At 72.4% G+C, this 13,457-nt stretch carries 14 protein-coding genes; 2 read left to right on the plus strand and 12 right to left on the minus strand.

Annotated elements, in window-relative coordinates; translation table 11 throughout:
* Positions 1 to 66: 66 nt before the first annotated feature.
* Both K8638_RS03600 and K8638_RS03605 read right to left on the minus strand, forming a co-directional pair.
* Complete coding sequence (locus K8638_RS03600) at positions 67 to 990, minus strand: hypothetical protein (protein WP_223752980.1); 924 nt, start codon at positions 988 to 990, stop codon at positions 67 to 69.
* A gap of 5 nt (positions 991 to 995) precedes the next feature.
* On the minus strand, positions 996 to 1,931 hold the full coding sequence (locus tag K8638_RS03605; protein WP_223752981.1) for a metalloenzyme: 936 nt from the start codon (positions 1,929 to 1,931) through the stop codon (positions 996 to 998).
* Between the two features lie 31 nt (positions 1,932 to 1,962).
* Between K8638_RS03605 and K8638_RS03610 the strand changes: the two genes are divergently transcribed.
* Positions 1,963 to 3,048, plus strand: a complete 1,086-nt coding sequence (locus K8638_RS03610) for a DUF4388 domain-containing protein (RefSeq protein WP_223752982.1) — start codon at positions 1,963 to 1,965, stop codon at positions 3,046 to 3,048.
* An 18-nt stretch (positions 3,049 to 3,066) separates the two neighbouring features.
* On the opposite strand, the gene K8638_RS03615 is transcribed toward K8638_RS03610, so the two are convergent.
* From K8638_RS03615 to K8638_RS03645, 7 genes are all read right to left on the minus strand, one after another.
* Positions 3,067 to 4,215: a GTP-binding protein gene (locus K8638_RS03615; RefSeq protein WP_223752983.1), complete on the minus strand. Its 1,149-nt coding sequence runs from the start codon at positions 4,213 to 4,215 to the stop codon at positions 3,067 to 3,069.
* The gene (locus K8638_RS03620; RefSeq protein WP_223752984.1) at positions 4,212 to 5,363 is read right to left on the minus strand and encodes an anhydro-N-acetylmuramic acid kinase; all 1,152 of its coding nucleotides are present in this window, start codon (positions 5,361 to 5,363) and stop codon (positions 4,212 to 4,214) included. The genes K8638_RS03615 and K8638_RS03620 overlap by 4 nt, the downstream gene beginning before the upstream one ends.
* 37 nt (positions 5,364 to 5,400) lie before the next feature.
* A complete protein-coding gene (gene murQ, locus K8638_RS03625) occupies positions 5,401 to 6,345 on the minus strand; it encodes an N-acetylmuramic acid 6-phosphate etherase (protein WP_223752985.1) in 945 nt (314 codons plus the stop codon).
* A gap of 16 nt (positions 6,346 to 6,361) precedes the next feature.
* Positions 6,362 to 6,553 carry a 50S ribosomal protein L28 gene (gene rpmB / locus K8638_RS03630; RefSeq protein WP_169347799.1) on the minus strand — a complete coding sequence of 64 codons (192 nt, stop codon included), beginning with the start codon at positions 6,551 to 6,553 and terminating at the stop codon, positions 6,362 to 6,364.
* A gap of 106 nt (positions 6,554 to 6,659) precedes the next feature.
* On the minus strand, positions 6,660 to 8,189 hold the full coding sequence (locus K8638_RS03635; protein ID WP_223752986.1) for an NAD(P)-binding protein: 1,530 nt from the start codon (positions 8,187 to 8,189) through the stop codon (positions 6,660 to 6,662).
* A gap of 141 nt (positions 8,190 to 8,330) precedes the next feature.
* Positions 8,331 to 8,867 (minus strand): hypothetical protein, encoded by a 537-nt coding sequence (locus K8638_RS03640; protein ID WP_223752987.1) that lies wholly within the window; start codon positions 8,865 to 8,867, stop codon positions 8,331 to 8,333.
* Positions 8,868 to 9,322: 455 nt separating this feature from the next.
* Entirely contained in the window at positions 9,323 to 10,009 is a 687-nt protein-coding gene (locus K8638_RS03645) for an HAD family phosphatase (RefSeq protein ID WP_223752988.1), read from the minus strand.
* An 82-nt stretch (positions 10,010 to 10,091) separates the two neighbouring features.
* Here K8638_RS03645 and K8638_RS03650 point away from each other — a divergent pair, with 82 nt between their 5' ends.
* Entirely contained in the window at positions 10,092 to 11,174 is a 1,083-nt protein-coding gene (locus tag K8638_RS03650) for an enoyl-CoA hydratase/isomerase family protein (RefSeq protein ID WP_223752989.1), read from the plus strand.
* A gap of 23 nt (positions 11,175 to 11,197) precedes the next feature.
* Here K8638_RS03650 and K8638_RS03655 read toward each other — a convergent pair whose 3' ends face one another.
* From K8638_RS03655 to purM, 3 genes are read right to left on the minus strand one after another with little or no spacing between them, the layout of a single operon-like run.
* Entirely contained in the window at positions 11,198 to 11,707 is a 510-nt protein-coding gene (locus tag K8638_RS03655) for a DUF523 domain-containing protein (protein WP_223752990.1), read from the minus strand.
* Entirely contained in the window at positions 11,704 to 12,369 is a 666-nt protein-coding gene (gene purN / locus K8638_RS03660) for a phosphoribosylglycinamide formyltransferase (protein WP_223752991.1), read from the minus strand. Before purN ends, K8638_RS03655 begins: the two co-directional genes overlap by 4 nt.
* Positions 12,366 to 13,403, minus strand: a complete 1,038-nt coding sequence (purM, locus tag K8638_RS03665; protein WP_223752992.1) for a phosphoribosylformylglycinamidine cyclo-ligase — start codon at positions 13,401 to 13,403, stop codon at positions 12,366 to 12,368. The genes purN and purM overlap by 4 nt, the downstream gene beginning before the upstream one ends.
* Positions 13,404 to 13,457: the final 54 nt, after the last annotated feature.

Consider the following 13,457-nt stretch of genomic DNA (forward strand, 5'->3'; position numbering starts at 1 on the left):
CACCGGTTTGTGGTGCGGAGCCAGTGTTCAGTTCTGGAAACCGCAACCCGGCGACAGCTCGGCAGGTCAGGGGGCGGTGGGGGCGGGAACCGTGGGGGCGGGCGTGTCCGGGCGTGGGCGCTGAGGGCCGGGCTTCCGTCCTCCCTTGAAGCCGCGCAGGCGCACGTAGCGGCGGAAGTCCTCCAGGAAGGCGTCATGCTGGAGGCCCACCGCCTCGGCGAAGGCGTCGGGGAAGTCGGGGCCGCGGCTCATGGCGTGGAGGAGGTTGCGGACGGCGGCCTCGCCATAGCGGCGCACCAGGAAGGTGAAGGCGTGGTGGGCGGCGCCGTAAACGATGTCGCTCCTGCCCTGGTAGAGGGCCTCCGCCTGGGACAGCGGGTCGGCGGTGGGCTGGGTGCGCCAGAAGCGCGCGAGGTCCTCCAGGCTGGCGACGCGGTAGCCCTGCTCGGCGGTGTAGGAGGCCATGCCCTCGCGGAACCAGAGGGGGATGCGCTTGCGTGTCCAGCCCAGCCTGTCGGAGGCCACCTGGTACATGAGGCTGTGGGTGAGCTCGTGCAGCAGCAGCTCGTCCACCTGGGGCTGGCTGGCGCCGAGCAGCGTCCACGTGCTGGGGCTCTGGAGCTCAATCTGCTCGTAGCGGGCCCAGGCGCGGAGGAAGTCGTGGCCGGGGCGGTTGGCGGCGCGCTCCAGGGCGGCGTGGTTGGGGTGGATGACGATGGTGACGGAGTCGTCGAAGGCGCCCCAGCGGGCCAGGCGCGGGAGGGCGCGCTCCACGGCGAGCTTCACCTGGGTGGCGGCGGCGGCGTCACGCTCCCGGTACTCGACGTCGATGCGGGGGCCCACGGGGGCGCGCTGGCGGGTGCCGTCGGCGGACTCCGCCTGGGCAGGGGCCTCCGCCGACGCGGGCACGGTGGTGCTGAGCGTGCGCGCGCAGCCGGAAAGCCAGAGCAGGGCCAGCAGCGCCAACCTGTGATTCCAGTTCCGCTTCACGTGTCTCACACCGCCCCGAGCCAGCGCAGCACCGCGCGCCCCACGTCGGCCACGGTGGAGAAGGACTCCACCTCCGGCGAGGGCGGTCCGAAGTAGAGCACGGGCACGGGGTGGACGGTGTGGCCGCGCGTGGACAGGTCCTCCACATTGCCGTGGTCACTACACACGAGCACCCTGGCGTCCGATGGGCGGGCCGCCACCACGGCCCGGGTGAAGTCGTCGAAGGTGTCCAGGGCGGACAGGGCGGCGGTGAGGTCCTGCGCGTGGCCGGCCTCGTCCGCGAGGTAGTGCTCGAAGTAGGTGAAGTCGGCGCCGGAGGCGACGTGCCAGAAGACGCTGGCGGCCTCCTCGGGCGTGCGCGAGGGGGCGGGCAGGCCGTGGGCGCGGGCGGCGGCGCCGGTGATGTCGGGGGTGAGGCCGTCCCCGGCGCGCGCGTCGTCGAGCGTCCGCAAGGGGACACCTCCGGCGGTGAAGGCCAGCTTGGCGGCGGAGGGCTTCACCTTGCGGCGCGCCTCGGCGGGGAGGGTGAACTCCGGGGGCGAGGTGCTGTCCCGGCGGGGCACGCCCATGGCGTCCAGGTACGGGGCGGGGTAGGCGTTGGCGAAGGTGGCGGTGCGGCCGGCGGCGGCGAGCCGGCGGACGATGGAGCGGTCCGCCATCAGCCCGCGCAGGGGCGCGTTGGGGTAGCCGAGGACGTGCCGGCCGAGCAGGGCGGGGGCGGGCTCACCGGTGAGGATGGCCGTCTGGTTGGACGCGGACTGGGGACGGCCGGCGACGCCGAACGTCGTGTCCACGGGGACGAAGAGGCCGCCGTGCGGAAGCGGGGGGCTCGGGGCGTCCTGGAAGCGGGAAAGCAGGTGCTCCCGGTGAGCAAGCGGATTGATGGCCGGGTCCTTCCGGCCGATGCCCACCCCGTCGATGAACAGGACCGCGACGCGCACGGCTGGCGACTGTATCCTCGAATGTGACTGCATGGCCCTCCACGGCGACCTCTTCAGCTACCCGCTTCCCGAGTTCCTTCAATGGTTGGACAGCTCCCGCAAGACGGGAACGCTCCAGCTCTCCTGGGAGGCCGGCGAGCGGAAGCTCTTCGTCCTCTCCGGACAGGTGGGCGCCACGGCGTCGGAGGGGCTGCGGGGCAGGGTGGCGCGGCTCCTGACGCTGGCGAAGCTGGCGTCGGGGACGAAGGTGCTGGCGGCCTTCGACGAGCTGTCGCGCACGCCGGACGTGGACGCGGCGTTCGACTCGCATGGCGTGCAGTCGCGGTGGGTCCGGGATTTGGGGCGCGAGGAGTTGTTCGCCGCGATGACGGACCTGACCATCGCCGCGCGGGGGACGTTCCACTGGACGGAGGACGCGGACCGCTCGGGCGAGGACTGGGTGCCGTCGGACATGAGCATCCGCGAGTTGCTCTTCGAGTCGCTGCGCTGGGTGGATGAGCAGCCCGACGTGGACAAGGCGCTGCCGATTGATGCCTTGAGCGTGCGCGCGCTGGCTCCGGCGAGCCCGAGCCAGCCGCTGATGCACCGAATCATCCTGACGCTGTGCACGTCGCCGCAGAACCTGGGGCGGCTGCGGCTGTCGATGGGGGTATCGCGCTCGTCGGTGACGCGGCGGGTGTATGAGCTGCTGAGGGCGAAGCTGGTGGAGGTGGAGGGGGCGCCGCAGGTGGAGGCGGACCCGGTGGCGGAGATGCTGGAGAAGGGCGCGGTGCTGATGCGCGAGGGCCAGTTCGACGCGGCGGGCATCGTCTGCGCGTCCCTGCTGGCCAGCGACCCCGCGGACCGGCGCGTGCGCGAGTTCGCCCGGCTGGTGCAGCGCGAGCACGTGGCGGCGCTCTACTCGGAGATGCCCCCGCTGTTGATTCCCCACATGGTGCATGACCCGCAGGGCCTGGCGCTGCTCAAGCCGGAGGAGCGGCAGATTGCGGGACTCGTCAGTGGCACGTGGGACGTGTCCACGCTGGTGCTGGCCAGCCCCGCGCGGGAGCTGGAGACGCTGAAGACGCTGGCGAAGCTGCAGCGGATGGGGCTGCTGCAGCTCACGTATCCGCGCTGAGCCTCCAGCGCGGCGCGGCTACTCCGCGTTGGGCAGCCCCACCGCGTTGAGCCGGACGAAGACCTGCATCAGCACGTAGAGGGCGAACGCGGCGTCATCCACGCGGATGTGCTGCTGCGTGGCCAGGCCCTGGAACCGGAGCAGGTCCGCGCCGTCGACACGGAGCAGGTAGGCCTGCTGCGCCAGCGAGCCCTCACCGGCGAAGGCCAGCGCGCGGCGGATGGCGTCCGTGCACGCGGTGACACACGTCGCGTACTCACCGGACATGAACGCGGCCTCGGCGGCCCGCGCGTGGTCGAACATGTCGCCCGAGGCCAGCGCGCTCGCCGCGCCCAGCAGCTTCGGGCCGGTCTGCGTCGCGGAGACGGGGGACACCTCCACGCGAGGCTGGGGCACCACGGCCACGGGCGCCACGCGCGGCACTGGCGCCGTCGCGAGGGCGGGGGCAGGGCCTCCACCGAAGGACACCTGTGGCCCCGGGGGCGGCTGCTGCCGGTTCTGCAGGTGCTGGGTGAGCTGCGCCTCCAGGCCCGCGGGCTGCGCGCCCGCCCCCGGAGTCGTGGGGCGCGGCGGCGGCACGATGCGCTTGGCGCGCAGGTCCTTGATGACCAGCCGGGTAATCGCCTTCAGCGTGTCCAGCACCCCGCGCCCGTTGGTGGCCGCCGTCTCGAACTCGGGCACGCCGCGCGGGTTGAGCTCCTTGCGGAGCACCTCCACCGGCAGCACGCTGTCCAGGTCGCGCTTGTTCCACTGCATCACCAGCGGGAAGCGGTCCAGCCGGATGCCGTGCTCGAAGAGGTTCTCCTCCAGGTTCGCCAGGGACTCGCGGTTGGCGTCCATGGCCTCCGGCTGCGAGTCCGCCACGAACACCACGCCGTCGGCGCCCTGGAGCACCAGCTTGCGGGTGGCGTTGTAGAAGACCTGGCCGGGCACGGTGTACAGCGCGAGCCGCACCGAGCAGTCGCCCACGCGCTCCACCTTCACCGGCAGGAAGTCGAAGAAGAGCGTCCGGTCGCCCTCGGTGGCGATGGACATCATCTCGCCGCGGTGCGCGGGGCGCACCGTCTCGTAGATCTTCCGCAGGGTCGTCGTCTTCCCCGACAGGCCGGGCCCGTAGAAGACAATCTTCGCGGCCACCTCGCGGGCCATCAGGTTCACGCTGCTCACGGTGTCAGCTTACCTAGAACGACTCGCCTCCTCGCGCCAGTTGCCGACGGAACATTCGCCGGAGTCCCCACCAGATGCTCGGCCGCCAGGAGGGCGAAGAGGGCGGCCTCCTTCGCGCCTTCCGGGAAACCCAGCGCATCCAGGGTGTGCACCGGGAGGGGCGCCAGCCGGGCACGCAGCCGTTCCATCAACGCTGGATTCCGAGTCCCTCCCCCCGAGGCATACATCCCCTCCATCCGGGGAAAGCGCGGTACCAGCCAGGTTTCATACGCCCGCGCGATGCTCTCCACCGTGAGCTCCAGCGCCGTGGCGACCAGGTCGTGGGGCCGCTCCGCGTACCGCGCCCACAGCCGGTCCACCAGCACCTCGCCGAAGCTCTCCCGCCCGGCGCTCCGGGGCGGCGGCAGGGCCAGGAAGGGGTGCGCCAGCAGCTCCGCCAGCAGCTCCGGAATCACCTGTCCCCGCCGGGACAGCGTGCCGTCCAAATCACACGCGAGCCGCCCCTGCGTGACGCGCCGGGCCAGCCCGTCCATGACCATGTTGCCGGGCCCGGTGTCGAAGGCGAGCGTGTCCTCGAGCCGCGCGCTGACGGCGCTCACGTTGCCGATGCCGCCGATGTTGAGGAGGGCGCGGGGCTGCGCGCCACGGAACACGGCCCAGTCCAGGTAGGGCACCAGCGGCGCGCCATGGCCTCCGGCGGCCATGTCCCGGGTGCGGAAGTCGCTGACGACGGGGACGCCGGTGCGCTCGGCGATGATGGAGGGCTCGCCAATCTGCAGGGTGGACGGTGTCGTGTCCGCGCCCGGGGGCACGTGGGCCATGGTCTGTCCATGCGAGCCGATGGCGGCCACCTGCTCCGGAGACACCCCGGCCCGCTCCATGACCCGGAGGGCCGCGTCCGCGAAGTGCTCACCCAGCTCGAAGTCGAGCCGGCTCAGAGAGCCCGCGTCCTGCGGCCCCAGCACCCGCGCCACCAGCTCGCGAGGGAAGGGCACCGACACATGGGCCAGCAGCTTCAGGCGCACGGTGTCGCCCGTCCCCGTCACCTCGCACAGGGCGGCCTCCACGGCGTCCACGCTGGTGCCGGACAGCAGGCCCACGCACAGGCGAGGCGGGCGAGGGTCCGGAATGGGAGGCGGCAGGCGCATACCGGGAGTGTAAGGCCCGGGGCCCACGCTCCGCTCCCTACCGGGGGGCACCCGGACGGCGGCGACGGGTGCCCCGCCGTCGGGAGGGCGAGAGGGCACGCAGGCCCTTCGCCTGGAGGCGTTTCCGGGCCTCCTTCGCGTCCAGCCCGGTGAAGTGCATGGCCAGCGCCAGCTTCACCTCGCCGCCCGCGGCCTCCAGCAGCCGCGACGCGTCACCAGCGGGCAGCTCCGTCAACTCCGCCACCATGCGCGCCGCGCGGGCCCGCAGCTTCGCGTTGGCCGGGCGCACGTCCACCATGCGCCCCCGGTACACCTTGCCCAGGGACACGAAGGCGGCCGTCGTCATGGCGTTGAGGATGAGCTTCGTCGCGGTGCCGGCCTTCAGCCGCGTGGAGCCGGCCACCAACTCCGGGCCCGTGCGCGCCAGCACCACCGTGTCGGCGACGGACTTCGCGCCCGGAGGGTTGCAGCACACCAGCACCGTGTGCGCGCCCCGCCGCTTCGCCTCGCGCAGCGCGCCCAGGACGTACGGCGTGGAGGCGCTCGCGGAGATGCCGCACACCACGTCCTCCGGGCCCGCCTTGAAGGCGCGCACCGCGGTGATTCCGGCTTCGAGGTCGTCCTCGGCGCCCTCCACGGCACGCGTCAGCGCCCGGCGTCCACCGGCGATGGCGGCCTGGACCCGGGAAGGAGGGACTCCGAAGGTGGGCGGGCACTCGCTCGCGTCGAGCACGCCGAGCCGCCCGCTGGTGCCGGCCCCGACGTAGAGGAGCCGACCGCCTGCCCGCAATGCGTCCGCCACGGCCCGCGCCGCCTCCGCGATGGCGGGAAGCGAGGCACGAACCGCACGGACGGCGGCCAGGTCTTCGTCATGCAGCCGGCGGACGACGGACCGGATGGAAAGCAGATCCAGTTCGTCCGCGCGGGGATGAAGCCGCTCGGTGGGGGGCAGTGCCGGCGGTGAGGCGCGAGACGTGCCCACCCTCGAGTGTCCGGGCCTAGGCGGCCTTGGTCACCTTGCCGGCCTTGATGCAGCGGGTGCACGCCAGCACGCGCTGGGTGCTGCCCTCGACGCTCGCCCGGATCTTCTGGAGATTGGGGAGGGTCCGCTTCTTGGTCTTGTTGTTCGCGTGGCTGACGTTGTTACCGACCAGCGGACGCTTGCCACAGATGTCGCACTTCCACGCCATGACCTCTAACTCCTTGAAAACTGGGGCGTCGGACGCCTGCCGATGAAAAGAGCGGCGGAACCTGCCAGATCCCGGCCTGGAAATCCAGCCTTTCGTCGGGTCAGGATCAGCCCTTGAGCGGATCCTTCTTCTTCAACATGTCCTGCACCATCCGGGCGGCCCGGATTCCGGCGATCAGCTCGCCCTCCAGGCCCAGGCCGGGAAGGACCTCCCGGCTGGCGAGGAGGATGTTCTTCGCCGGGGTTCGCTGGGGCAAACCCGTGACGCCCAGGAAGGCTTCCGACTCGAAGCTGTAGAGGGGGTGCGGCATCAGCCGGCTGCCCCGCACGCCACCGGCGTCCAGGTAGGGCGCGGAGCGCAGCAGCCGGTGCTGCGCGGTGAAGGGCATCAGCGCGTCCAGGTGCTCGTCGATGCGCGCGGCCACGCCTTGCAGGTGCTCCTCGCCCAGGTCGCGGTAGGAGGCCGGGACGAAGACGCCGGCGCACACCACGCGCACGCCCTCCGCCTCCTTGCCTTCCTTGCCGCCGGGCCCGGGGGCGGTGTGCGCCAGGTGGACCTGCACGAGCAGTGGGCTCAGCTCGGGGTCGCCGGTGTCGACCAGGGCCAGCTCGCCCAGGCCGCGCGGCAGGGCCGACTCCGGCACCACCCAGTTCACGGTGAAGAGGAGCGACTTCGTGGAGGACTGGTCCAGGTGCTCCATCAGGCCGCGGTTGTGCTTCTTGTCCGTCACCAGCCGCCGCAGCGCGCCCGCGTCCGTGGCGGCCACGAGGCACGCCGCGCGGTACACGGTATCCGAGCGCAGCAGCTTCATGCCCGCGAACTTGCTGCCGTCGAAGGTGAGCTCCTCGACGATGGAGCCGGACGGGCTGTCGCGGCCGAGGACGTCCCCGCCCAGCTCCACCACGCGCCGGGAGAGCATCTCGCGCAGGCCCTCGCGCCCGCCGGAGAAGCAGGAGGGGGAGGACAGCACCTGGGAGAGGGGCCGCGTCTGCGCCAGCGGGGACTCGGGGTTCTCCAGGTGGCTGATGAAGGGCAGCAGGCCGCGGAGCAGCTTCACGGGGGCGGAGTCCCCGGCCAGCCGGGGCGTGGCCTCCAGGCCGGGGTGGGCCTTGATGAGCTTCTTCAGGCCCCAGCCCTCGAAGAAGCCGTCCGGGGGCAGGGGCGGGGCGGCCTTGAAGAAGGCGTCGGTGGCCTCGTGCTGGGCGGTGGCGCCGGCCAGGCCGCCCAGGAGCGCCTCGCCCTCCTCGCCCAGCTCGCGTGTCACCTCGGCCTTGCGGCGGGCGGCGTCGGCGTGCAGGTCCATGCGGCTCTTGGGGAGCAGGAGCTGCAGGTCCGGGACGTGGGGCCGGAGCGCGCGCTGCACGCTGGCGGTGAGGCCCAGCTCGGTGAGGGCCTCCTCCACGGTGGGCATCGTCTTGAGCGGGGGCGCCACGAAGGGGGCGTAGGGGAGGACGTAGCCCCCGTGCTCGTAGCCGTGGCCCATGCCGTCGTGCTCCACCAGCAGGACGCGGTGGTTGCGCTTCGCCAGCAGCGCGGCGGCGAGCGCGCCACCCAGCTGACTGCCGAGCACGATGACGTCATACACGTGCCGGGACGGGCCCGAGGGAACCTTGAGTTTGGCTGTGGACGTCGCCATGGGCGCGCAACACTACACAACGTCCTCGCCGCTGGCGCCCTTTTGGCGCATGGGCCGGGTGTGCGCGGAGGGATGGCCCCCACTGGTGCGGCCGGACCCGGGGCCCGTGGGCCCGCCGGCCGGGGCTCGGAGGAGGGGCCCTTACCGGCCCCGGATACGGCCCACGAGCCAGTCGCTCCCCGCTACGATGATGTAGACCGCGCACGCGATGACGAGGGCGAACTTCACCGTGGCGCAGGCGCCCGCGAGCCCGGTCAGGAACGCGCCAGGGCGCACGGCGGGGGTCTCCAGGATGCGCAGCAGGGCCGCGTTCTCGACGACATCGAACAGGCCCGCCAGCCAGGGCGCGGGCGCGAGGCCGAGCCCGAGCCGCTGCAGCCAGCCGCGAGTGCCGCGCGCCCCGAGCACCACCAGCCCCATCAGGAGCGTCGCGTAGGCGATGATGAACGGGAAGTCGACCCACACCGAATACCGGGCGGCCTCCTGCTTCTCCGGGCCCCAGGCTTCGAGGAGTGACAGGGCTCGTTCGGGCGTCCAGACGAACTCGAGTGCGATGATGTCCTCGCCCCGCACCGGCATCCGGCTTCCGATGAGGATGCCACCGGCGCTCGCGGCCACGGTGAGCGCGATGAGCGCCGCCTTCTTCGGGGACTCCAGGAGCTTCCGCGGCCAGGACATGGGCATCTGCCTTCAGCGTGGGCGTGAACGGCTTCCGGGAGAGTGACAGGTCCCCGCCGACGCGAGCAATGATGGCGGCCCCGCATGCCTCTTCACCGGCCCCGTGGACGGCTGACGGTGGAATGGACGTTCCGTTCCACTGCCTCGCCCATCCCGGCGAGGCCCGTGCATGGGTCGTACGCGGTCCTCCCGGAGCGGCTTCCGGTGGAATGGACATTCCGTTCCGCCGCCTCGCCTTTTCTGGGGCGCCCCGCGCCTGGAGCGAACTCGGTCCTCCTCCGGGGCGGCTTCCGGTGGAATGGACGTTCCGTTCCACTGCCTCACCTTTTCTGGGGCGCCCGGCGCCCGGAGCGAACGCGGTCCTCCTCCGGGGCGGCTTCCGGTGGAATGGACGTTCCGTTCCACGCCTCGCCCATCCCGGCGAGGCCCGTGCCTGAAGCAAGCCGGGTCCTGAATCAGGCCGCCATGGCGAAGAGGCGGGACTCCAGCTCCGGGGGCAGCGCGGTGAAGTCCGGGAGAATCCACTGGGCGCCGGCATCGCGGAGCTGCTCGGCGGAAGCCCCGGTGGTGATGCCCACCACGGACATGCCCGCCTCTCGCGCGGAGATGACGCCGAGGATGGCGTCCTCGAAGGCGAGGCACGCGGAGGGCTCCACGCCCAGGGCCTTCGCGGCGGCCAGGAAGATGTCGGGCGCCGGCTTGCCCCGCGTCACCTCCTCGGCGCCGACCACGCGATGGAAGAGGGAGCGGATGCCGAGCCCGTCCAGCACCAGCTCACGGTTCCCCTGGGGCGCGGCGGTGGCGACAGCCACGGAGACGCGGGCCTCACGCAGGCGGGTGATGAACGCCTCGGCCCCGTGGTGGAGCTTCAGGTGGGGCCGGTACAGGGTCCGGTAGTGGGACTCCTTCTCCTCGGCGAGCCGGGCCAGCTCCTCATGGGAGAGGGCGCGGCCGAGCAGCACGGGGAGGATTTCCTCGTTCTTCCTGCCGGCGAACCGCGTCTGGAAGTCCTCGGCCGTCAGCGACAGCCCGAGCTTCCGGGCGAGTGCCACCCAGGCTTCATTGTGGAAGCCCATGTTGTCGACGAGCGTCCCGTCCATGTCGAAGACGACGGCGCGCAGGGGAGCCATGGAAGAGGTCATGGCGCCCCCATAGCGCGTCCACGAACGGAGTGGCTCACGGAATCCGCGCATGGAGGCCGCCTGCCTGATATCCCCTCCGAGCATGAGTGATGACGTGCTGCTGGAGACGCGGGGGGCGGTGGGCGTGGTGACGCTGAACCGTCCGAAGGCGTTGAACGCCCTGGACCTGGGGATGTGCCGGAGGCTGCACCCCCAGCTCGACGCCTGGGCGGCGGACCCGGCCGTGAAGGCGGTGGTCATCCGGGGCGCGGGCGGCCGGGCCTTCTGCGCGGGAGGCGACGTGCGCGCGGTCGCCGCCTCGCTGGGCGCGGCGACGGGCGGAGCGCGGGAGCGGCTGTCCCGCGAGTTCTTCCGCGCCGAGTACGCGCTCAACCACCGCATCCACCACTTCCCCAAGCCCTTCATCGCGCTGGTGGACGGGGTGTGCATGGGCGGCGGGCTGGGGCTGTCCATCCACGGGGCGTACCGCGTCGTCACCGAGAAGCTGGTCCTGGCGATGCCGGAGACGGCGATTGGCCTGTTCCCCGACGTGGGCGGAGGCTGGTTCCTGCCGCGCTTCCCGGGCGAGTCGGGCACGTACCTGGGGCTGACGGGCGCGAGGTGCGGCGCGGCGGACGCGCTGTGGCTCGGGTACGCCACGCACCACGTGGAGTCGGCGCGGCTGGACGCGGTGCTGGAGGCGCTGGCCGGGGCGGAGTGGGGGCGTGGCGCCGCGAAGGCGGTGGTGGAGCGGGTGCTCGCGGGCTTCCACGCGGACGCGGGGACGTCGACGCTGGCGGTGCAGCACCCGGCCATCGACCGGTGCTTCGCGGCGGAGCGGGTGGACGACATCCTCCAGGCGCTGGAAATGGAGGGCACGGCGTGGGCCCAGGAGACGTGGGCCACGCTGATGCGCATGTGCCCCATGAGCCTCAAGGTGTCGCTGCACCAGCTCCGTATGGGGCGGACGCGCGACTACGACGAGATGGTGGGCGTGGAGTACCGGCTGAGCCAGGCGATGACGGCGCGCGCGGACTTCCGCGAGGGCATCCGCGCGGTGCTGGTGGACAAGGACAACAAGCCGCGCTGGCACCCTGCCACGCTGTCCGACGTCGCGGACGCGGACGTGGAGGCGTGCTTCGTGCCGCTCGGCGGGGACGCGCTGGAGCTGCCGGAGTCGCGCTGAGCGGCTCCCGGCGGGGGCGGGGACTACAGGTCCTCGTCACTGAGGACGGTGATTCCCTCCGAGCGCAGCAGGGCGGCGGTGATGCCCTCGCCGGTCCGCAGCTTCCCGGCCTCGTACACGCGCTGGGTCCCGCAGGAAGGACTCTTCTCCTTGAGCAGGGCCACCGTCGCGCCGAACTTCCGCGCCGCCTCCAGCGCCAGCCTCGCGCCCCGGAGGAAGGCCTCCGTCCGGTCCACGCCGCCCTCGCGCTCCAGCGCCCGCGCCCGGCCCGCCCACACGTCCACGCCCGTGCCGCCGCTCATCTCCACGGGAGGCCGCGGCACCGGCAGGCCCGAGCCCACCTCCGGGCACATCGGCACGACTTCCTTCCCCTCCAGCGCCGCCAGCACCTTCTCGGAGCGCTTGGAGCGCCCGTCGAACCGGCACGCCTCGCCCACCAGGCACGCGCTCACCAGCACCACCCGCGCCTCGCGCAGGGCCGCGACGCGCTCCTCGCGGGAAGGGGGCTCCGGAAGCACCAGCTCCACCGTCATCGCGGCGCCCCCGGGCTGCGCAGGGACAATTCGCCCACCGTCGCCTGCGCGTCCACGCGCGTCCGAGTCCCGTCCAGCGCCACCTTGCCCGTCACCGCCAGCCGCACGGCCAGCGGGTAGAGCCGGTGCTCCTCCGTGAGGATGCGCGCGCTCAGGCTCTTCTCGTCGTCGTCCGGCAGCACCGGCACGGCGGCCTGCGCGATGATGGGGCCCGTGTCCGTGCCCGCGTCCACGAAGTGCACCGTGCACCCGGCGACCTTCACCCCGCGCTCCAGCGCCTGCCGCTGCGCATGGAGCCCCGGGAAGGACGGCAGCAGCGACGGGTGGATGTTCAGCACCCGCCCCGCGTAGTGCCCCAGGAAGTCCGCGCTCAACAGGCGCATGAACCCCGCCAGGCACACCCACTCCACGCGCGCCGCGTGCAGCGCGTCCAGCAGCGCCTTCTCGAAGTCCGCCTTGGACGCGTACGCCTTGTGGTCCACCACCACCGTGGGTACGCCCGCCTTGCGCGCGCGCTCCAGGGCGAAGGCCGTGGGCACGTTGGACACCACGCAGGCGACCTCGGCCGGGAAGTCCTCCCGCGCGGACGCGTCCAGCAGCGCCTGCAGGTTGCTCCCGCTTCCGGAGACCAGCACTCCCAGCCGCGCCCGCTGGCCGCTCATGGCTCGATGACCGCCGTGGCCTCGCCCTGGCCCGCCTCCACGCGGCCGACCTCGGACGCCTGGATGCCGCGCCCGCGCAGCACGCCCAGCGCCGCCGCCACGTCCTCCTTCGCCACCACGAGGACGAGGCCCAGGCCCATGTTGAACGTGTTGAACATCTCGTCCCGGGCCACGTTCCCCCGCTTCGCGATGAGGTCGAAGATGGGCGGCTTCGTCCACGTCTTCTCGCTCAGCACCGCGCGCGTGCCTTCCGGGAGGCACCGGGGCAGGTTGCCCGGAATGCCGCTGCCGGTGATGTGGGCCATGCCCTTCACCTTCACCGACTGGAGCAGCGCCAGCACGTCCTTCACGTAGATGCGCGTGGGCTCCAGCAGCGCGTCCCCGAGCGGCCGGCCCAGCCCTTCCGGCGTGGAGTCCAGCGGCAGCTTCGCGTCGTCCAGCAGCACCTTGCGCGCCAGCGAGTAGCCGTTGCTGTGCAGGCCGGAGGAGGGCAGGCCGATGAGCGCATCACCGGGCTTCACGCTCTTGCCGTCGATGATGGCCGAGCGCTCCACCACGCCCACGCAGAAGCCCGCCAGGTCGTACTCGCCCCGTGCGTAGAAGCCCGGCATCTCCGCCGTCTCGCCGCCCAGCAGCGCGCAGCCGGACTGCTCGCAGCCCAGGGCGATGCCCTTGACCACCTCGGCCGCCGCGTCCACCTCCAGGCGTCCGGTGGCGAAGTAGTCGAGGAAGAACAGGGGCTCGGCGCCGCAGGTGAGGATGTCGTTCACCGACATGGCGACCAGGTCGATGCCCACCGTGCCGTGGCGCCCCGCGGAGAAGGCCACCTTCAGCTTGGTGCCCACCCCGTCCGTGCCGGCCACCAGCACCGGCTCCTTGTACTTGCCGGGCGGCAGGGCGAACAGGCCGCCGAAGCCACCCACCCCGGCCACCACCTCGGGGCGCATGGTGCGCGCGGCAAAGGGCTTGATGCGCTCGACGAACGCGTCGCCGGCCTCGATATCCACTCCGGACTGCTTGTAGGTCGTTCCCACGGGCGGCCTTCTACCCGCCACCGCGCCCGTTGTCTCGGGCCGCGGCGGGCGGGT

It is taken from the genome of Myxococcus sp. RHSTA-1-4 (assembly GCF_020037125.1).
Lineage (GTDB): Bacteria > Myxococcota > Myxococcia > Myxococcales > Myxococcaceae > Myxococcus.